Origin of the sequence: Paenibacillus prosopidis, from assembly GCF_003337375.1 — a bacterium.
Lineage (GTDB): Bacteria > Bacillota > Bacilli > Paenibacillales > Paenibacillaceae > Pristimantibacillus > Pristimantibacillus prosopidis.
In genome coordinates this window covers 205,656-226,490 of the sequence record NZ_QPJD01000009.1, presented here as the reverse complement: position 1 = coordinate 226,490, position 20,835 = coordinate 205,656, and the positions used below count along the sequence as shown (strand labels likewise).

Genomic DNA, 20,835 nt, shown 5'->3' with positions numbered 1-20,835 from the left:
AAGCATTCGCTTTAAGGCGGGAGCCGGCAGTTTCTATCTTGCTGCTCATGCGCATAATATTAATTATTAGGCACTGGGGCGTAACGCGATATTCGCGCACCCAACCTTGACAACATCGTTTCGATTTTGTCATAGCCCCGATCAATGTGATGAATTTGCTCAACGACTGTCTTCCCTTGCGCAGCTAAGCCCGCAATGACAAGCGCAGCACCAGCCCGCAAATCCGTCGCTTCCACCGTGGCTCCGTATAGCCGCGGCACTCCGCGGATAAATGCTGCGTTCATATCCACACGAATGTCAGCGCCCATACGAGACAATTCATCGACATGCTTCAACCGGCCTTCAAAAATCGTTTCTTTCAAAACGCTAACACCATCCGCAAGCGTTAGCAGCACCATAACCTGAGACTGCAAATCGGTAGGAAAAGCCGGATACGGCGAAGTAACGATTCTTTCAACCGCCTTAGGTCTGGTTGCACTGCCGACTTTAATTATATCACCGTCGACGACAATTTGAACACCTGCGCGGCGCAGAACATGAATCAAGGAGGATAAGTGCGAGGGCTGTGTGTTTTGGAGCGTCACCTGTCCGCGCGTCGCGGCGGCTGCTACCATAATCGTCCCTGCAACAATGCGGTCCGGAATAACCTTATAACGACATGGCGTTAGCGACTGTACCCCGTCAATTGTTATCGTGTCTGTTCCGGCACCCATAATCTTCGCGCCCATCGCATTAAGAAAACGTTGCAAATCTTGAATTTCCGGCTCACGTGCGGCATTGCTGATCGTTGTTCTGCCTTCAGCAAGAACAGCTGCCATCATAATGTTTTCCGTAGCGCCAACGCTTGGGAAGCTTAAGTGAATATCAGCACCCCGCAGCTTTTCTGCACGGCAAATGATTCGGTTACCCAATTCTTCTATTTCTGCACCAAGCGCTTGCAAACCTTGTAGATGGAGATCAATCTTTCGTTCGCCAATTGCACAACCGCCTGGCTGGTATACCTGCGTTTCACCAAATCGAGCGAGCAACGGCCCCATTAGAAAAATAGAAGAGCGCATCTGTCTCATTAACGATTCCGGCACGTGGGAGATATGTGCGGTTTCTGTATCCAGCACAACTGTACCACCCGAATGCTCGGCGCGGCATCCTAATTCGCGCAAAATGTTCAGCATGACGTCGATATCTAGCAAATCAGGCACATGATCAATCGTTGTTGTGCCATCGGCCAGCAGACTGGCAGCCAATATCGGCAAAGCGGCATTTTTCGCTCCTTGGATAACTATGGTTCCTGAGAGAGGTTTCCCGCCTTCAATCACCAATTTGTCCAATGTATCACCTCCGAATTACCGCTCACCCACCACCAATACTTCCGGCACCAGCAGGATGCCGAAACGGTCCTGAACGGTGCTCTGTATATGAGTCATGAGGGCGAGAACATCTTCAGCTGTCGCTTGCCCGGTGTTTACAATAAAATTGGCATGCAGTTCAGACACTTGCGCGCCTCCGAGACGTTCACCCTTTAATCCCGCCTCTTGGATAAGCCGAGCGGCGTAATCATTCGGCGGATTACGGAATACACTGCCAGCGCAAGCAAGCGTCAGTGGCTGCGTCCGCAATCGCCTTTCTTTGTAAGAGGCCAACGTGGCAGCAATTTCCTCCCGATTTCCCTCTGCCAGTTCGAAGGTAGCTTCTACTACAACTCCCTTTTGTTCATGCAGAACGGAGTTCCGGTACGAAAATTGCATGTCTTCCGGTCCGTAGCGAACCAATTCTCCTGTTTCCAGTACAATGTCAGCTGACTTAAAAATACGTGACACATCCGATCCATGCGCGCCAGCATTCATATAGACGGCTCCGCCTACCGTTCCCGGAATTCCCCCCGCGAATTCCAAACCGGTAAGCCCTTCCTTCCCCGCCATAACCGATAGCTTAATAAACGAATAAGAAGCTCCGGCTATCGCAAGCGATCCTTCGAAGCGCACGTAATCTAACCCTCTGTGCGGTTTAATCACAACTCCGCGAATCCCTTTATCCCTCACCAACAAGTTCGAGCCCCGGCCCAAATTTGTCCATGCCACCTGATACTTTTGCATCAAACGGACTGCGGACAGTAATTCTTCTTTGCCTCGAGGGAGGATTAAGATATCGGCAGGACCGCCGATTTTCCATGTTGTGTAGTTGGAGAGCGGTTCATTGTACAAAATTTCGCCGACGCCGGCTTGTTCCAATTCCGCTTTAAATGCTTCCATTAGTCGATCCTCCTTAAGGTTTTTCGTAGAAAAACCTGCTTCGTAAGCTTATGCTTTAGGTTTTTTCGAAGAAAAACCTGCTTCGTAAGCTTATTCTTTGGGTTTTTCGAAGAAAAACCTGCTTCGCAAGCATGCGCTTAGCTGTAAATGATGAGTCTTATATGATTCGCCATCTCCGATTTGTATCGCTTTGCAGCTTTGCTCTCGGAAACCTCTGTTGCAACAACCGCCCTTGGGGCGACGGTCACGAATATAGTGTATCTTATGCCCCTGCCGGCTCTTGTGTGACAGCAGCCTATACCGCGCCTATTTGCTTGCAATCAGCCTATTTAACTCCGCTTCAATAAGGCTGGCTGAATCAGGTACAGATAATCGTTTAGAAGCTTGACTCATTTGCTTCATACGCGTGTCGTCATAAACAATGGCTTGGATTCGCGTCAGCAGACTTTCGCCGGTTAGCTCCTTCTCAAGCACCATCTCCGCTGCGCCGGCTTCTACAAGACTGCGCGCGTTCGCTTCTTGATGATTATTCGTTACGTTCGGCGAAGGAATGAGAATTGACGGCAAGCCGAGGGCCGTCATTTCCGCAAGGGAAGAGGCGCCCGAGCGGCTAACAACAATCGTTGCATCCGCCAGCACCTCGGCCATATTATGCAAATAAGGCAGTACCTTGAGCTGCTTCGTTCCGCCCGGAACTGCCTGTTCAATTCGATTTAAGGTGGATTCATAATAGCTCTCGCCTGTAACGAATACAAAATAAACATCCGGCAAATGACAAAGAAAAGGCGCCATCGCAATCATCGCTTCGTTTAGCGCTTTCGCCCCACGGCTGCCTCCAACCATTAACACGAATTTGGATTTCGCCGGCAAGCCGAGAGATTCGCAGCCTTTGCCTGCAGGCGCGCGCAATACGTTAGTCGCGCAAGGATTACCGGTATATACAGATCGCTTAGCTTTAGCAAAATGAGCTTGTGACTCCTTAAAGCTCACTCCGACCGCACTCACATATTTTGACAGAAATTGATTGGTTAAGCCTGGGATAGCATTTTGCTCGTGAATAAAGGTTGGAATGCCAAGCTTTGCGGCAGCATACACGACAGGACCGCATACATAACCGCCTGTACCAACAACGATGTCAGGCTTGAATTGCCGCAGCAGCTGCTTAGAACGCTGAACGCCCTTCAGAAACCGGACGATCGTTTTCACATTTTCAAAAGACAGCTTCCGCCGGAAGCCGGTAATTTCAACGGCCTCAAAAGGAATCCCTTGCTCCGGAACAATCCGGCTTTCGAGTCCCCGCGAAGTTCCTATGTACAGCAGTTGTGTGTCCGGATGTTGCTGTTTCATATGCTTGCCGACGGCAATGGCTGGATAAATATGGCCGCCGGTTCCCCCTCCGGTCAACACGATACGCATGATGTCTCACCTCGAATAACGGGATATGTTAAGTAAAATACCTAGCGCCGTAAGCAGCAACGTTAGAGAGGAGCCCCCATAGCTTACGAGCGGCAGCGTGATTCCCGTAACCGGCATCATACCGATAACGACTCCAATATTAATAAGCACTTGTACACCGACAATGCCGGTAATTCCGACAGCAAGCAAGCTTCCGAAGGTATCGGGAGCCGCAATTGCCGCACGTACTCCGCGCCATACGACGACTAGAAACAACAAGATGAGGGCTACGCCGCCAATAAAGCCGAGCTCCTCTGCCAGTATCGAGAATATAAAATCGGTTTGCGGCTCGGGCAAATAACTGTATTTTTGCCGGCTCATCCCAAGCCCTAGACCGACTAAACCGCCAGGTCCAATAGCTAATAAAGATTGAATGATTTGATAGCCGCCGTCAAGCGGGTCCGCCCAAGGGTCAAGAAATGATGTTATCCGCTTCAGCCGATAGGGAGCCGCTATAATTAGACCGATAAAACCTGCAACGCCAATAAGCGCTAAACCGCCCAAGTGAGCCATTCTAGCACCCGCTGTGAAGATCAGCATCAATGATGCGCCCAGCATGACCGCCCCAGTGCCGAGATCCGGTTGAAGCATAATAAGGCCAAAGGCAAGTCCGACTAATCCAAGCGGCGGCATTAGCCCCTTTGTAAATTGGGTAATCGTCTGCTGCTTCTCGGAAAGCCACTTCGCCAAAAACAAAATCATGGCCAGCTTCATAAACTCCGACGGCTGAATGCCGAATGAGCTAATCCCCAGCCAGCTGCGTGCTCCGCCGCGAACGACGCCTACGCCTGGAATAAGAACAAGTACGAGCAGCCCGAAGCAGATAAGCAAAGCCGTAGGCGCCCACTTTTTCCATACGGTATAATGCGTATTCATTGTAAATATTAACGCACCGATACCTAGTCCGGCAAATAAAAGCTGCCGCTTTACATAATAAAAACGATCGCCGAACTCATGGAAAGCAAGCACTGCGCTCGCGCTGTACACCATAATTAACCCGATCGTGAGAATAAGCCCGATTGCTGCAAGCATCCAAATATCCGGGGCAGAACGCGCTTTGGCCATAGCGAACACACCTCTTAGCATGGGAAAGTAGGGACATGCCCCCTACTTACAAGGTATGCGCCGAATCTTTAAAAATGCGCCCTCTTTGCTCATACGAGGCAAACATATCCCAGCTGGCGCATGCCGGCGACAATAATACGATGTCTCCAGGATCCGCCAAAGCTGCTGCTTGCCTTACCGCCTGCTGAAGGACCGATTCGGCGTCTTCATCAGGTTCGACGATTTCCGCCTTTGCTAAACCTGCAAGCTCAGCGACATGGGCTAGCTTCTCCCTCGTCTCGCCCAGCGCGACTAGTCCTTTTAACCGCTCCCGGAATAACGGAAGCAGCTCCATATAATCTGACCCACGGTCTAACCCTCCTGCGATAAGCACGATAGGCGCTGCTAACGAACGCACCGACATCGTCGTTGCAACCGGATTTGTCGCCTTCGAATCATTGTAATATTTGACCCCATTAACTTCACGAACGAACTCAAGTCGATGCTCTACCCCCCGAAACTGCTGTAATGGCTCTATAAGCTGTTCCGGCGCTGCACCCGCTGCAAGGCATGCCGCAATCGCGGCTAGCGCGTTTGCCGCATTGTGGCGGCCTGGAATACCCAGCTCATCAACAGGTAATATTGTTGTTTGTACTCCATTAGCCTGGCGATAGATAATCTGTCTCCGGGTTTCGGCAGCAGCGTCAGCTTGGTCTAGGCCTGCTATAAATGGAGGCTCGACAAATACCCCCGTACCCAGCCTCTCATAGAGAGAGAATGGCAGCAGCCTCGCATGAATCCGGTCGGAGATGCTTCTGCATACCGGATCATCCCAGTTTACAACAGCAATATCCTCAGCCGTTTGATTATCAAACAGCTTCGCTTTGGAGCCGATATAGTCCTCCATACCGCCATGATAGTCGAGGTGAGTTTCTGCGATGTTAAGCAATAATGCAACGCGTGGACGGAACGCTTTCGTTCCCTTCAATTGAAAGCTGCTAAGCTCCGCAACGATCCATTGATCGGCTGTCGCTTCCAGCGCCGCCTCACACAGCGGGCGTCCGATATTGCCGGCTACAATCGGCTTTAATCCGGCCGCGCTTAGCAGCTCGCCTATCCAAGTTGTCGTCGTTGTTTTTCCGTTCGAGCCGGTAATGCCGATAATGGGTGCCGGGGAAAGCCAATAAGCCGCTTCCACCTCGGTAATAACTTCAACGCCTAACTGCTCAGCCTGTTGAACAGGCGGAGCAGAATATGGGATGCCTGGATTTTTAATCAATAAAGCTGTATCCGCTGTAATAAGATCGTCTGGATGATAACCGCATAGCACAGAAATGCCCAAAGCAGTCAACTCGTCCGCTTCGGGGCACAATTCACGTTCCTTCTTGTCGTTGACTACAACCTCCGCGCCTAATTGATGAAATACCTTCGCTACGCTTACTCCGCTTCTTGCCAAGCCTAGCACTACAACTCGGCGATTTAGATAAGATGCCGGATGATTCATGACTGACAGTCCCTTCTATTGATACATGAAGCGGCTCCCCTCTTGCAGAAGCCGCCCTCTGTTATATTTTGTAGTTTATATGACGAACAAAAGTCCAATCGCCGCAAGTACGAGACCAACAAGCCAGAATACGGTAACGACCTTCCATTCGGACCAGCCGATCAGCTCGAAATGATGATGGATCGGACTCATTTTGAAAATCCGCTTGCCGCGAAGCTTAAAGGAGGCCACCTGCAAAATGACCGACAGCATTTCCATTACGAAAACACCGCCAATAATAATGAGCAGCAGCTCCGTCTTTGTTAAAATCGCCACCGCCGCAATACCGCCGCCGATGCCGAGCGAGCCCATGTCTCCCATGAACACTTTCGCGGGATGGGCGTTAAAAACAAGAAAGCCTAGTACAGCTCCAACCATGGCCGCAGAGAAAACGGCCGACTCATGCGCTGAGGTTTGAAGCGCCACAACCGTAAACGCACCGAATGCGATCGCGCTCGTCCCTGCCAGCAAGCCGTCAAGTCCATCCGTGAAATTGACCGAGTTGCTTGCAGCGAACATAATAATAACGACCATCGGATAATAAAACCAGCCAAGATCAAAGCCCCATGCCGTCCCCGGAATTGTAATTTCGGTGCTGTGATTCATGTTGTAGAGCATCGCGCACACAATAATGGAAAAAAGCAGCTGCCCGAAAAGCTTTTGACGCGCTGTAAGTCCAAGCGAACGTTTAAACACTATTTTAATGTAATCATCAAGAAACCCTACTAGTCCAAAACCGAGTGCAGCAGTTAGCAGCACCCAAAACTCAGCTGTTTTATCCGAAAATTTTAAGAAGGCAATCATGAGCGCGAACATAATAATAATGCCGCCCATAGTCGGGGTACCGCTTTTTTTCAAATGACTTTGCGGTCCTTCCGTCCGAATTTGCTGACCGAACTTCAAACGTCGAAGCAGCGGAATGAACAATGGTCCGAGCAAAACCGCTAGAAGAAAGGAGGCACCGATTGAAAATAATATGACCATCATGTCCAAATCCTCACCCCACTTCTAAAGCTTGGACAATCTGTTCCATCCGCATGCCGCGTGAGCCCTTGACGAGCACGATGTCTGTAGGCTGCAGCTGACTGCCGAGCCAATTTGCAAGCTTTTCTTTATCGTCAAAATGGTGAATGGCTCCATCAGCCACTTCACTTGGGAAACGCGACTTTACACCCTCCGCAATATGCTGCGACAATGGCCCGAAGGTAAGCACGGCATCCGCCTTGCTTGGCGTAATATAGGCACCCACTTCAAAATGAAGCTCCTTTTCTTCCGGTCCAAGCTCGAGCATGTCGCCAAGCACGATCCACTTGCGGCGGTAGCCGTCTAACTGGGCAATAAGGTCAATTGCTGCCCTTACTGCAGTAGGATTAGCATTGTAGGCATCATTCAACAGCATGGCTCCGTTAAAAGCGCGGACAGGTTGAATACGCATGCCTGTAAGCTTCATGCCGCTCAAGCCTTCGACTATTTTAGCAGCCGGGACACCAAAAAACCGTCCGACTGCTACAGCGGCAAGCGCATTGCTTACATTATGCTGGCCAGGTACCGGGATGCGAACGGTTCCGAGACCGCTCGGCGTTCCATTGAACATTGCCGTAAATGAAGCCGCCTCAGGCTCAATGACAATATCGGCAGCCGACCATTCGTTCCGCTCGGCGAGACCGAAGGTACGGCGCACAATGCCGCTTGGAATCGCACTGCGGTGCAGCTCCGCCTCCAGCAGCGGCTCATCTCCGTTATACAGCAACAGTCCATCCTCGCTTAATCCTAAAGCGATTTCCAGCTTTGCTTTGGCAATTCCCGCTCTCGAGCCAAGCTGCAGCAGATGGGCGTCGCCGATATTCGTAATAATAGCAGCATCAGGCTGGGCAATTTTCGTTAGCAGTTCGATTTCGCCGTAGCCGCTCATTCCCATCTCCAGCACGGCCACTTCCGTCTGTTCATCAAGCTGAAGCACTGTAAGCGGCAATCCAATATGATTGTTCAAGTTGCCTTCTGTTTTATGGACGCTGTAGACAGTGCCGAGTATGGCAGCGGTCATATCCTTGGTTGTCGTCTTACCGTTACTGCCTGTAATCCCCACAACGCGAACGACCAGCTCGCTGCGGTAAGCAGCAGCAAGCCTCTGCAGCGCAACGAGCGTATCCCCAACAAGGAGAAGCGGCACGTCGGCAAGTGCCTCAGGAACCTCGCGTCCTTTTTGCCAGAGCGCGGCAACAGCTCCGTTATTAATAGCTTGCTCCGCATAATCGTGTCCGTCGAACTGCTCTCCGGCAAGCGGCACGAACAATTGACCCGCTTCAGCCCGCCGGGAGTCAGTCGTTACGCCCGATATAAGAAGCCCTGCATTATTTCCATTCCAGTTTGCGCCGCACATGTCGGCAATTTGCTTAATCGTACGTTTAATCAATGTATGATTCCCCTTATCGCTTCTTTCGCAACTATTCGGTCATCGAACGGGTGCTTGACTCCATTAATATCTTGATAGGTTTCATGGCCTTTCCCCGCAATCAATACTACATCGCCTGGGCTTGCCATTTCAACCGCTTTTTGAATTGCAGCCTTGCGATCGGCAATTAATTCGTATTTTCCGGTATCAATATTGCTATTCGTTAGTCCCTCTTCTATATCCTTTAAAATAAGTTCCGGCGGCTCCGTTCGCGGATTATCAGACGTAATTATGGCATAATCCGCATACTTTGCAGCGATTTGTCCCATCAGGGGACGTTTTGTTCGGTCCCGGTCTCCCCCGCAGCCAAATACACAGATGATGCGCTGCTCGGCAAACTGCTGTACGGCTCGGAGCACGTTTTCAAGTCCGTCCGGCGTATGGGCGTAATCAACGATAACAGCGAAGCTCTGGCCGGCATTGACGGCCTCTACGCGTCCGGGGACACCCGAAATGGAGCTGAGACTCGCGGTTATCGCGCCCAGCTCCACCCCTTCTATTAATACAGCGCTAATCGCTGCAAGCGCATTGTATACGTTAAACTTGCCTGCCATTTGCAGTGTTACATCCGCATCGCCCCGGAAGGTGCTTACATGAAAGGATGTGCCTCGCGCCGTAATGCGGATGTTCGAAGCACGAACGTCAGCGTCGTTTTCTATGCCGTATGTCACGACCTCAGCAGCGGTCAGCTCCGCATATTGTGCGGACAATCCGTCATCAGCATTGAGGACGGCATAAGAACGGTCGCTCTCTTTTGCAGCATAAACGTTGCCCAAGCGAGAAAAAAACAACCCCTTCACTGCGGCATAACGACTCATTGTGGCGTGGTAATCAAGATGATCCTGTGTCAAATTCGTAAACACTGCGGTTCGAAAGCGGCAGCCCTTGACCCGCCCCTGCTCAAGCGCATGCGACGATACTTCCATCGCGCAATAAAGGATGCCGGAATCGCACATGTCACTGAGATAACGCTGCAGTTGAAGCGACTGCGGCGTCGTACCCGACATCGGGAACGATTGCCCGGCATACCGCAGCTCTATCGTGCCGATGACGCCTGTCGGTTTGAGCTGATCGTTTAAAATTTGCTCAATTAAATAGGTTGTTGTCGTCTTGCCATTCGTTCCGGTGACGCCGATAAGTTTGAGCTTCTGGCTGGGATGCGAATAATAATGATCGGCGATGACCGCCATTGCCAGCCGGCAATCCTTTACGATCAATTGCGGGATGTTGATTGCAAGCTCACGTTCGGTAATGCAAGCCGCGGCACCAGCCCCGGCTGCTTGAGGCGCAAACAAATGGCCATCAACCGTATGGCCCCGCAAGCAGATAAATAACTGGCCTTTGGTTACGATGCGTGAATCCGTTTCAATGCCGGTCAGTTCCGTTTCCCCATCGCCAACGAGCCGCGCGGTCAATAGCAGCTCTGCAACTTCCTTTAATCGCATCTGCTTCAACTCCTCCCTAAAGCGCCGGCGGATTTACTATATGCCGCCCGCAGCACTCTCGTTAACTACCATTATAGTCAATGTGAGTGGGATATATTATCGTCATCGCCCAAATAGATCCGGATCGTCGATCCCCGTTCAACACGGGCACCCGCTGCGGGCGCTTGACGAATGACCGTTTTGCCCGAGCCTGCTGAAGTCAGATTGAAATTCATATTCATGTCCTCATAAATGTCCGATACCGTCTTACCGACCAAATTCGGCACAGTTACAATCGGGGTTTCGCCATATTTGTAAATGCGGTCAATTTGCTTCTCACGCTGCGGAATCCCCAAAATCGACAGCGAATCCTCCATCATGTTACGGACGATCGGCGCAGCTACGACACCACCAAACTGGATCCCTTGCGGATTATCTACCGCTACGTAAATAATAATTTGCGGATCGTCTGCCGGAGCGAACCCGATAAACGAAACGATATGCTCATTCGGAGAATAACGTCCGTTAATAACCTTCTGTGCAGTACCTGTCTTGCCTCCGACCCGGTAGCCGTCGATAAACGCATTTCGGCCGGTTCCTTTAGCAACGACGCTTTCAAGCGCCTCCCGCACTTCCTTCGACGTCTCCTCGGAAATAACCCTGCGCACCGCTTCCGGCTCCACCGTCTCAACCGTAGCTCCCGTTTCCGGATTAATCCATGCTTTCGCCACATGCGGCTTATATAACGTGCCTCCATTTATTGCTGCTGAAACGGCCGTTATTTGCTGAATCGGCGTTACCGATACGCCTTGACCGAACGCCGTTGTAGCGAGCTCTACCGGACCTACCTGATTTAGCTTAAAAAGAATGCCATTCTCCTCGCCGCCAATGTCGATGCCGGTCTTTGTGCCGAAGCCAAAGTTTTTAATATATGCGAACAGCTTCTCTTTCCCTAATCGGTTGCCAAGCGTCACGAAGCCTGGATTGCATGAGTTTTCCACGACCTCCAGAAAGGTCTGGCTTCCGTGACCGCCCTTTTTCCAGCAGCGCAGCCGCGCTCCGCCCACCTCAATCGCTCCCGGATCAAAAAACCGCTCGTTTTTCAAATCAACCTTATTTTCCTCCAAGGCTGCCGCAAGCGTAATAATTTTGAAGGTTGAACCGGGCTCATAAGTCATCCATATTGGAAGATTGCGGTTATATACCTCCGTAGGGACCTCGCGGTATTTATCCGGCTCATAAGTAGGCCGGCTGGCCATTCCGAGAATTTCACCGGTTTTCGGATCCATTGCGATCGCAATAAGGCCGTCAGGCTGCAGCTTCATCATCGCCTGGTCGAGCTCGCGCTCCATAACGGTCTGAATTTGCTTGTCGATCGTAAGCTGCATCGTCAGCCCGTCCTTCGGTCCGTTATACGTCTCCGTCGAATTAGGAATATTACGTCCCGCCGCATCCGCCAAAAACGAAACGCTTCCCTTAATGCCGCTTAGCTCTTTATCGTACTTGGCTTCAATACCTGTCAGCCCTTGGTTGTCAATCCCCGTGAAACCAAGCACATGCGCTGCAAGATTGCCGTAAGGATAAAAACGTTTGTTATCTTCTGCGACAACGATCCCTTGAAGACCCAGCCCGCGAATTTGCTCCGCTTTATCAAGCGTCATTTTACGTCCGCCTGGTCCGAGCTTGACGATCATTGATTTGGTTTTGATTTTTTTTAGGATGGTTTCTTCTGACATGTCCAAAAGCGGAGCTAGAGCAGCCGCTGTAGCCTGATGATCCTTAATTTGCACAGGAATAGCATACACGGTAGGCGCACTTACATTATAAGCCAGCTGAACGCCGTTGCGGTCCACGATTTCTCCGCGCTTAGCCATATATGGAATGTCGCGTCTCCATGAGTCCTCTGCTTTGTTCGCCAGCTCCTCACCTAGCCACAGCTGGACATATCCAAGCCGGATACATAATGCCACGAATGACACTCCAGCTAATATAAGCACGATGAATAAGCGGCGTCTAACTGTCACATTGGATACCTTCATTACTTGTTCCCCCTCCGCCTAACTGTTCGAAAGGAGCGTACGCTGACGCTCATTCCCAGATTATTCGGGACAAGAGGAGGATAGAACAAGCTTTACGCACTGACATTTACAATTATTCGTACCAAGAACAGATTTTTCTACCCGGCAGATTCACCAGTGGAGTCTTGAACATCCGCCTCCTGCCCTGCCCTCTCATCTGCCCCTTTTTTATCAACGGTATCGTTAGAACCGGCATCAGCCGGCTTCGATTCCGCTCCTGCCCCATGCGGCGGCGCAAGCACTACTCTCAATACTCTCACATTGTTTAACGTTTCTTCCTTCTGGGAAACGACGAAGCCCTGCCCCTCTGGAATGAGACGAATACCAATTAATGATGTTATTTCGAGCGCATCCCGAAGCGAGCTGCCTGTCAGATCCGGTATGGTCAGCTTCTCCCGCTGTTCCGTAATTAAATAAATACGCTGTGTCGGATGAACGGCTGATCCCGCAGCCGGAATTTGCTGCAATACCGTTTTGCCGTTGCCAACTAATTCAAACGTCATTGCCTTCGCATTCAATTCCGCTTTCGCTTGCGCGACTTGCAGCTTACTCAAATCAGGCACTTCTACCGTTACTTCATTTTTTGCCGCATCTGAATTCGTCTTGTAATTAGGCTTCACACCCATTTTACGCAAGCTTTTCAATACGATTTGTTTAAAAGCCGGGGCTGCAACCGTGCCACCGCCGACCAAGGAGTCATTCGGTTCATCTACCACGATGTAAACGACTATTTTCGGATTATCCACAGGCGCATAACCGATAAATGAAACGACGAATTTGCTATCCGAATATTCACGGTCAACTACCTTTTGCGCAGTACCCGTTTTCCCCGCCACGCGGTAGCCTTCAATATAAGCATTTTTACCAGTACCCTTCTCCTGATCCGATACGACCTGCTCCAAATATTCGCCTACCTTACGGGAGGTTTCCTCGGTAATGACTCTCCGGACGACCTTTGGTTCGATTTCCGTTGTCGTTTTTGTTACAGGATCCGTAATCTTCTTCACGATTTGCGGCTGCAGCAGATTCCCGCCGTTCGCAACCGCAGCGACAGCCGCCACCTGTTGAATGGGCGTAACCGAAACACCTTGACCAAACGTAGCGTTAGCCACCTCGCTCGCGTATTGGAAGCGGATTGAACCAGTCAACTCATTGTTAAGTGAAATACCGGTCTTCTGCCCAAAGCCGAATCTGGTAATATAATCGCGCAGCTTGTTTTCCCCCAGCCTCTCGTAACCAAGCTTGACGAAAGCGACGTTACTCGAATACTTCAAGCCGTCCAGGAAGGAAATCGTTCCCCAGCCCTCACGCTTAATATCTCGGATCGCCCTCGGTATTCCGGGAATTTTGATGCTGCCCGACTTGTACATTTCAGTTGGATTAAATATTCCTTCCTCCACCGCCGCAGCGAGCGTTACGATTTTAAACGTGGAGCCCGGCTCGTACAAAGATTTAATGGCATGATTATAAGAGTTCGCGTATGAGCTTTTCCAAAACTCGTTAGGGTTATATTCCGGGACGTTCGCCATCGCCAAAATTTCCATCGTATTAGGGTCCGCCGCTATTGCCGTCGCGCTCTTAGGCGCATACTTAGTCACAATTTCATGCAGCGCTTCCTCTACGTAATACTGAATGTCGCTATCGATGGTCAGCGCGATATCTTGTCCGTCGTGTGCAGGCTTATATTCAACCTCTCCTTCTGCAAGCTGGACGCGCTTACCGTCCTTCTCATAGGTAATATGGCCATTCTCGCCGCTTAGCTGTTCATTAAAGAAAGCTTCAATGCCCGTCATCGCTGCGCCGTCTTTGTCTAAGTAACCGACTAACTGCGAAGCTAATGTACTTCTAGGATAATACCGCTTCAAATCCTCTGCCAAATAGATGCCAACATCAGTCACTTCCTTTTCTTTGGACAACTCTTCACGAAATGTTCTAATTTCATCGGCTAACGTTTTGTCAATTTTCCAGCCTTCCTGCCTTACCTCCCTTTGACTATAATATTGTCCATTCTCTTTCTTCGCCGTTACGAGCTTACGAAGCTCATCCTCCGGCTTGCCTAGTATGTCGTGCAGACCGTCAATGACCTCTTCCGTGAGGTCTGCGTCATGAATAGCCTGCGGATTGACCGCGACGTTATAAGCGTTCGTATCCATTGCAAGCACATTTCCGTTCCTGTCCGTTATCGTTCCGCGCTTTGCGACCAGCACTTCGTTTGCCGACCAGCGTGTCTTCGCTCTTTCATACCATTCTGCGCCTTGTACAACCTGAACATAATAGATTCTGCTTATTAAAATGAGAAAAAGGAGGGTCATTACCCCTCCAAATAACAATGTGCGCAATCTAATTCGTTTTTTCATCATCGCTCACCCTATTCACGCATAGCTGATTTTATCTCGTCGTCACCGGTTTTCACCGTTATGCCGCCTTCTAAAGAACTAACCATGCCTTGCGTCTCCGCCATTTTGCGAATGCGTTCCGGATCGCTGAGCATCTCAACCTGTTTCTTCAATTCTTCCATTTCCACATTCATCGCTTGATAGTCATTGTTAAGCTGCTTGATTTCCAAGTTCATATCATAGATTTGCGCGTAGCGAAAAATAATGACACCAGCTACGACAACACACATCAATACAGTGAATAAATACAACAGCTTTTCTTGTACCGGTATGGATTTACGAGTTACTACAACTTTTTTTGTCTCCCGGATTACTTGCTGCTGGTTCTGCTTTCGCTTTGGCTGCAGCGCTAAATTGCCATTCACGTACGCCATATCAAATCCCCCTCTTTACAATTTTTCTGCAACTCTTAATTTTGCCGATCTTGCGCGAGGATTGAGCTCCAGCTCCTCTTCGCTAGGTACAATCGGCTTGCGGTTTATTAGCTTCAATGTTCCTTCATTTCCGCATACGCATAGCGGAAAGTCAGTTGGACAAGTGCATTTCTCTACAAACTTCGCAAACATCTGCTTGCATATTCGATCCTCTAGGGAATGGAATGTTATGACCGAGGCGCGGCCGCCCGGCTTTAAGCAGCGAATGGCCTGCTCCAGCGCTTCCTCCTCCGCACCAAGCTCATCGTTCACTGCAATACGGAGCGCTTGAAAAGAACGTTTGGCCGGATGTCCGCCCGTCCGTCTTGTAGCAGCCGGTATAGATAATTTAATTAGTTCGGCCAGCTCTCCCGTTTTCTCAATAGGCGCCTTCTCGCGTGCCTTCACTATATTCCGGGCAATGGAACGGGCGAATTTCTCCTCGCCATAACGGTCCAATATGCGGGAAATATCTCGTTCATCCCATGTATTTACGATTTCGTGAGCGGTCAGATCGCCCTCGCGGTCCATACGCATATCAAGCGGGGCATCAAGATTGTAGCTGAATCCGCGCTCCGCTTCATCAAGCTGCGGGCTGGATACGCCGAGATCGAACAAAATACCGTCCACCTGAGGCACGCCGTCCAGCAGAGGAACGCTGCAGCCTCTTAGCTCCTGCTCCAAATCACGGAAATTGCTTCTTACCAGCGTTACCTTATCCAGATAAGGAGCTAGCCTAACGCGAGCATTATCCAGCGCCCAGTCGTCCTGATCGAATGCGATTAAACGCCCTCCTTCGCCTAGACGGGACGCAATTAGCTCGCTATGACCCGCTCCTCCAAGCGTACAATCGACGTAGATGCCGTCCGGCTTAATCGCCAAACCGTCAACCGCTTCCTCCAAAAGCACTGTAGTATGCTGAAACACGCTTCAGCCCTCCCATTCTTGTTGTCCATTCTAGAAGTTAAAATCGAAATCGACGAGCTTCTCGGCAATTTCGTTAAAGGTTTGCTCCGATTGCTCATAATAGCCGTCCCACGTTTGCTTACTCCAAATTTCTACGCGTCCGGATACGCCAAGCACCATACAATCTTTATCCAGCTTTGCATATTCGCGAAGATGGCTTGGTATGTTTACCCTTCCCTGTTTGTCCAGCTCACATTCGGTAGCGCCGGAAAAGAAAAAACGTGTAAAAGCGCGCGCGTCTGATTTCATAAGCGGCAGCGATTTAAGTTTTTGCTCCAGAACGCTCCACTCGCTCATCGGGTATACGAATAAACAATTGTCTAAGCCGCGGGTAGCTATAAAAGAGGAACCGAGTGAATCGCGGAACTTCGAAGGTATAATGATGCGGCCCTTCTCATCAATGCTATGTTGATATTCACCCATAAACATGAGTCCGCCCCACCTCTTCCCCTCTGTCCACCACTTTGCCCCACTTTTCCCCACTTAGATACAATAGTTCGCCACCTAAAATAAAAATCCTGCTCCAAGAGCAGGATTTTTCAAAAATATTTCACTCTATTAAAGATTATAACGTTGGAGGCTGCTGCTCCTCTTCAGGCAGCTTTTGCTGCCCTACAATAACGCGTCTCTTGCGGCGTAAAAGCCAGACAGCCGGTACAGCAATAACGGCCAGCAGGACAGCGACGGGTAATGCGCCTGCCAGTATAACAAGCAAAAGCTTCAGTCCATCCAACACAACCTTCGTGCTTCCTGCCAGCGCATCAGACATCCTTCCGCCTAAATGCGGATTGTCTATGCCAGCCTGTTTTATGGATTGATCGGTTTGATACATTCGAAGCTCCACAGTGGAGAAGGACACATTGTTGTCTAAATAACGAATTCTTCCTTTGATGCGTTCAATGTCTTCCTGCACTTCTGACAGCTGCTGCGAAAACTTCAGCAAATCGTCGGCTTTGACGGCTTTATCCATCATACTGAGCAGCCTCTCCTCTACAAGCAGCCTCGCTTTGAGCCTGGATTCGAGATCGACGTACTCTTCTGATACGTCTTTGCCTCCGATGTTTCGTTCAAACTCTCTATGGTCAATTTGCTCTACGCGATCAATAAACGACATAAATCCCGCGGCCGGCACCTTAATCGTGTAGCTCGCGCCGATCTCCCCGTCATGCCGTGTATCTTGAAATTGTAAAATATAACCCCCGTTCTGATGAATGACATTACGAAGCGAGGTTGCGGCAGCTGCTAAATCATCGACCTCCATGCTTAAAGCTGCCGTATAAATTATTTTTTGCTTGAACCCTTCCGTTCCGGACGCTGTTTCCGATGCAAATCCGCCGCCTGCAGCCTGATCTGTCCCGCCCTTCAAGTCCGCAGGTGATTCGGCATCCGCTTTCTCTGACTCGCCGGAGTCTGCCGCAGTAGCGGCAGTATTGCTCATTTGTTCCGACATTGCACTCTCATTCGCCGCCGAGCCGCTATTGGATTTTGACATGTCGCCGTTACCCGATGAACAGCCGGCCAGCATCGCCATTATAGTAATAATAGCAGCCCAAAACCATACACTCTTCATTCGTCTATACAAGAAAATTCCCCCCTGCTATTTTTATCTTCAGACGCTTCATGCTAATAAAAGGTTACAGCTTTGCCATTACCGCTCTCAAGATTTTTTTATTCTGATGCACCGATTTCACATACCTGATCCTAAATAAGCACAACAAAAAAACCGCGATTGCTCGCGGTTTTCCGGTATATCTATTTCTTAAAGCCGTATTATGCTTCTTTCCAGCTGTCCAGGTAAGCAATTTGCTCCTCGGTAAGCTTATCGATTCCGATTCCCAGCGACTGGAGCTTCAGGCGTGCAACCTGCTCATCCAGCTCGTAAGGCACATCCACCACTTGATTGCCGATGGATTTATACTGCTCGTTCACATATCTCAAAGCTACCGCCTGGAGCGCGAAAGTCATATCCATAATTTCCGCAGGGTGACCATCACCCGCTGCCAAGTTGACAAGCCGTCCTTCCGCAAGCAGATAGATGCTGCGTCCGTCCTTCAGCTTATACTCCTCGATGTTGCGGCGTACCGTACGAACGCTCGCTGACAATTCCGCAAGCTCCGGCTTATTTGCTTCAACGTCAAAGTGACCAGCATTAGATATTAAAGCCCCGTCTTTCATTACCTCGTAGTGCTCGCCGCGAATAACGTCACGATTGCCTGTTACGGTAACGAAAAACTCCCCAATCTTAGCCGCCTCGATCATCGGCATAACCGCGAAGCCGTCCATGTAGGCTTCGACCGCTTTAATAGCATCGATTTCCGTTACGACAACGTTAGCGCCGAGTCCCTTCGCACGCATCGCCACGCCTTTACCGCACCAGCCGTAGCCTACGACAACTACCGTTTTACCGGCTACCATCAGGTTGGTTGTCCGGTTGATTCCATCCCACACGGACTGCCCGGTACCATAGCGGTTATCAAAAAGATGCTTGCAATAGGCATCATTAACGGCTACCATCGGGAATTTCAACGAGCCGTCCTTCTCCATCGCCTTCAAGCGGATGATGCCGGTCGTCGTTTCTTCCGCACCTCCGCGCAGGTTTTCACCAAGCTCAGGACGCTCTGAATGCAATATAGTCGCAAGATCTCCGCCATCATCAATAATAAGATCCGGCTTCCACTCCAGCGCCTTGATGTTAAGCTCTTTAAACACCCGCGCGCTCGGATTATATTTTGCAAAAACGGTTATGCCGTCCTCTACGAGAGCCGCGCATACATCGTCTTGCGTCGATAAAGGGTTGCTGCCCGTAATGGTTACTTCCGCTCCGCCTGCTTTGACAACCTTAGCCAAATAAGCCGTTTTGGCTTCCAGGTGAAGCGCGATTGTAACCTTTAGACCTTTGAAAGGCTGATCCCTTTCAAATTGCTCGCGAATGGTGTTCAATACCGGCATATGAGCGCGTACCCAATCGATTTTCAGATGACCTTCCGGCGCTAATGACAGATCGGCAATAATGCTTTTGTCTGCTGTACTCATTAATGCTATACCTCCTATTTTTTTTACAGATAAACGATAAGGTGCCCGCCTGTTCGGCTGTAAGGTGCTTCCAGCAGCTTCTCGAGCCACGTTAAGCTGTAACGGTTCCAATAAGCAGTCATATTGAGCACGCGTTCCTGCGGCTTCCCTGATGGCTTAATCGAAAGATGAATCCGGTCGAGCTGGCGGGTCGATGCCTCGAATTGCTTGTTAAAGGCGTCGACCGTCTTCGCTCCCATATAATTGATTTGCTCTATAATTTTTTGCAAGTTCGTATCGCCCAGCTTGGAGAGCGCAGGCTGGACGGAAGCTGCCAGATCAAGCAGCGGTTTGTATAGCTGCTCGAAAGTCTGCCTGGCTTCGGCGAACTGCTGCTCGATGGACAACCCGTCCTGCTCCTTCAGCCACTGCCCCTTCCGCTCCTCGAAGCGAAGCATAACATCCTCGAAGGAAAGCTCATACTTCGACATATGCTTAGCGACCGTTCCTTCGATCAACGTATAAGACATACGCGGAACAATAATAGGCATTTCCATTTCAAGCGTCCGGAACGCTTCCCCGGTTAACGCCCAGTAAGCGATCTCTCCAGGACCTAAAACCGTCGCAAGCACCGGGAACAAATAATCCTGCATAAGCGGCCTCGTCAGCACGTTGTTGCTAAGCTGCTGAGGCTGCTCATCAGCGAGCTGAAGCAGCTGCGCCTCTGTAAAGGTCACTTGGCCTTTGCGGTCCTGAAACAATCCGCCCTGCTTATGCAGAAGCGTTCGTTCATCTCCGTTAGCCCGTTGGAAAACAAATAAGTTGGCACTGCCCGGCGTTACATCTGCTTGCAATGTATAACCGAGCTGCGCTACTAATTCAGCAGAGGCCTTGTAAGCTTGCTCCAAATCGTCGTTCCGTTCAATCATTGTTCTGAACATTGGAGCTTCTAAACGGCGAATGTCGGGATCGTCCGCATCGAGGAGCACCAATCCTACCTTACCGAACAAATGACTCAAAATGAATGCAAACAGGTCCGATAACGAGTCCGACTTGCGGGTCATCTGACGCAATTCTTCAAGCAATGCCGGTTTAAATTCGGAATGCGGCAGCGCCTGCTCCAGCTCATTCAGCAATTGCTCCCACGTTTCAGTTGAAATTTCTGTCCGGCTAACGGATGTCCGGGCTCCTTCCGGACGCGCAGCCGCCAGCTTGCGAAGCTCCTGTTCTGCCGTAAGTACGTAAGCATGGTTAGCTTCATCCCAATCGTGGTCCTCTCCGGCAATCCAAAAAACCGGCACCACTTCACGTCCAAGCTGCTCGCTTGCTGATTTGGCCGCTCCAATGATGGATACTGCCTTATGTATGACGAGCAGCGGTCCGGTCCATAAACCAGCTTGCTGGCCGCCAATGACAACGGGCGCCCCTTCCGCAATCGATGAAATCGATGCAAATACTTCAGATGCGGCGCCGACCTTTTCATTATATGCGCGAAGTACGTGCGCAATTGCTGCGGCATCCGCTCTAACGCCGCTGCTTTTCTCCAGACGCTTCATGCGTCTATCCCAGTCCTGCTCCGCTCCCGAATGATAGCCGTATAGAGCTTCGATACGGTTATCTGTCCGATGTATATAAGCCTCCGTCAAAGGCTGGGCGCTCGGCAATGCATATGTTTCTGTTCTCATAGCGCAGCCTGTAACCTCCCGCTTGCCAGCCGCCGAAACGGCTTTTTGATAAACTCACTTAACATCGTAATTGTACACAAAGGTGAAGCCGCCCGTCAAAACAAAAACGCCTCTGCTT

The 20,835-nt window shown here is 50.3% G+C and carries 16 protein-coding genes; all 16 read right to left on the bottom strand.

Annotated features, from left to right (window positions below; all coding sequences use genetic code 11):
• Nucleotides 1-59 precede the first annotated feature (59 nt).
• The 16 genes from murA to bshC all read right to left on the bottom strand — a co-directional run bounded on the left by murA (nucleotide 60) and on the right by bshC (nucleotide 20,717).
• Nucleotides 60-1,328 carry a UDP-N-acetylglucosamine 1-carboxyvinyltransferase gene (murA, locus tag DFP97_RS15960; protein WP_114381180.1) on the bottom strand — a complete coding sequence of 423 codons (1,269 nt, stop codon included), beginning with the start codon at nucleotides 1,326-1,328 and terminating at the stop codon, nucleotides 60-62.
• 15 nt (nucleotides 1,329-1,343) lie between these two features.
• Entirely contained in the window at nucleotides 1,344-2,249 is a 906-nt protein-coding gene (gene murB, locus DFP97_RS15955) for a UDP-N-acetylmuramate dehydrogenase (RefSeq protein WP_114381179.1), read from the bottom strand.
• A gap of 306 nt (nucleotides 2,250-2,555) precedes the next feature.
• The gene (murG, locus tag DFP97_RS15950) at nucleotides 2,556-3,665 is read right to left on the bottom strand and encodes an undecaprenyldiphospho-muramoylpentapeptide beta-N-acetylglucosaminyltransferase (protein ID WP_114381178.1); all 1,110 of its coding nucleotides are present in this window, start codon (nucleotides 3,663-3,665) and stop codon (nucleotides 2,556-2,558) included.
• 6 nt (nucleotides 3,666-3,671) lie between these two features.
• Nucleotides 3,672-4,769, bottom strand: coding sequence for a stage V sporulation protein E (gene spoVE, locus DFP97_RS15945; protein ID WP_114381177.1), 1,098 nt, complete (start codon nucleotides 4,767-4,769; stop codon nucleotides 3,672-3,674).
• 46 nt (nucleotides 4,770-4,815) lie between these two features.
• Nucleotides 4,816-6,252 carry a UDP-N-acetylmuramoyl-L-alanine--D-glutamate ligase gene (gene murD / locus DFP97_RS15940; RefSeq protein ID WP_114381176.1) on the bottom strand — a complete coding sequence of 479 codons (1,437 nt, stop codon included), beginning with the start codon at nucleotides 6,250-6,252 and terminating at the stop codon, nucleotides 4,816-4,818.
• A gap of 75 nt (nucleotides 6,253-6,327) precedes the next feature.
• Nucleotides 6,328-7,284 carry a phospho-N-acetylmuramoyl-pentapeptide-transferase gene (gene mraY / locus DFP97_RS15935; RefSeq protein ID WP_114381175.1) on the bottom strand — a complete coding sequence of 319 codons (957 nt, stop codon included), beginning with the start codon at nucleotides 7,282-7,284 and terminating at the stop codon, nucleotides 6,328-6,330.
• Between the two features lie 4 nt (nucleotides 7,285-7,288).
• A complete protein-coding gene (locus DFP97_RS15930) occupies nucleotides 7,289-8,704 on the bottom strand; it encodes a UDP-N-acetylmuramoyl-tripeptide--D-alanyl-D-alanine ligase (RefSeq protein ID WP_147275065.1) in 1,416 nt (471 codons plus the stop codon).
• Entirely contained in the window at nucleotides 8,701-10,188 is a 1,488-nt protein-coding gene (locus DFP97_RS15925; RefSeq protein ID WP_114381174.1) for a UDP-N-acetylmuramoyl-L-alanyl-D-glutamate--2,6-diaminopimelate ligase, read from the bottom strand. The genes DFP97_RS15930 and DFP97_RS15925 overlap by 4 nt, the downstream gene beginning before the upstream one ends.
• Nucleotides 10,189-10,265: 77 nt before the next feature.
• The gene (locus DFP97_RS15920) at nucleotides 10,266-12,206 is read right to left on the bottom strand and encodes a stage V sporulation protein D (RefSeq protein ID WP_114381173.1); all 1,941 of its coding nucleotides are present in this window, start codon (nucleotides 12,204-12,206) and stop codon (nucleotides 10,266-10,268) included.
• Nucleotides 12,207-12,343: 137 nt separating this feature from the next.
• A complete protein-coding gene (locus tag DFP97_RS15915; protein WP_245976295.1) occupies nucleotides 12,344-14,557 on the bottom strand; it encodes a penicillin-binding transpeptidase domain-containing protein in 2,214 nt (737 codons plus the stop codon).
• A gap of 56 nt (nucleotides 14,558-14,613) precedes the next feature.
• Nucleotides 14,614-15,015 carry a cell division protein FtsL gene (gene ftsL, locus DFP97_RS15910; RefSeq protein ID WP_114381171.1) on the bottom strand — a complete coding sequence of 134 codons (402 nt, stop codon included), beginning with the start codon at nucleotides 15,013-15,015 and terminating at the stop codon, nucleotides 14,614-14,616.
• Nucleotides 15,016-15,030: 15 nt separating this feature from the next.
• Nucleotides 15,031-15,981, bottom strand: a complete 951-nt coding sequence (gene rsmH / locus DFP97_RS15905) for a 16S rRNA (cytosine(1402)-N(4))-methyltransferase RsmH (protein ID WP_114381170.1) — start codon at nucleotides 15,979-15,981, stop codon at nucleotides 15,031-15,033.
• Between the two features lie 30 nt (nucleotides 15,982-16,011).
• The gene (mraZ, locus tag DFP97_RS15900; protein ID WP_114381169.1) at nucleotides 16,012-16,449 is read right to left on the bottom strand and encodes a division/cell wall cluster transcriptional repressor MraZ; all 438 of its coding nucleotides are present in this window, start codon (nucleotides 16,447-16,449) and stop codon (nucleotides 16,012-16,014) included.
• Nucleotides 16,450-16,585: 136 nt separating this feature from the next.
• Entirely contained in the window at nucleotides 16,586-17,602 is a 1,017-nt protein-coding gene (locus DFP97_RS15895; RefSeq protein ID WP_114381168.1) for a DUF4349 domain-containing protein, read from the bottom strand.
• A 188-nt stretch (nucleotides 17,603-17,790) separates the two neighbouring features.
• Nucleotides 17,791-19,053, bottom strand: a complete 1,263-nt coding sequence (locus DFP97_RS15890) for an adenosylhomocysteinase (protein WP_114381167.1) — start codon at nucleotides 19,051-19,053, stop codon at nucleotides 17,791-17,793.
• A 23-nt stretch (nucleotides 19,054-19,076) separates the two neighbouring features.
• On the bottom strand, nucleotides 19,077-20,717 hold the full coding sequence (gene bshC, locus DFP97_RS15885) for a bacillithiol biosynthesis cysteine-adding enzyme BshC (protein ID WP_114381166.1): 1,641 nt from the start codon (nucleotides 20,715-20,717) through the stop codon (nucleotides 19,077-19,079).
• Nucleotides 20,718-20,835: the final 118 nt, after the last annotated feature.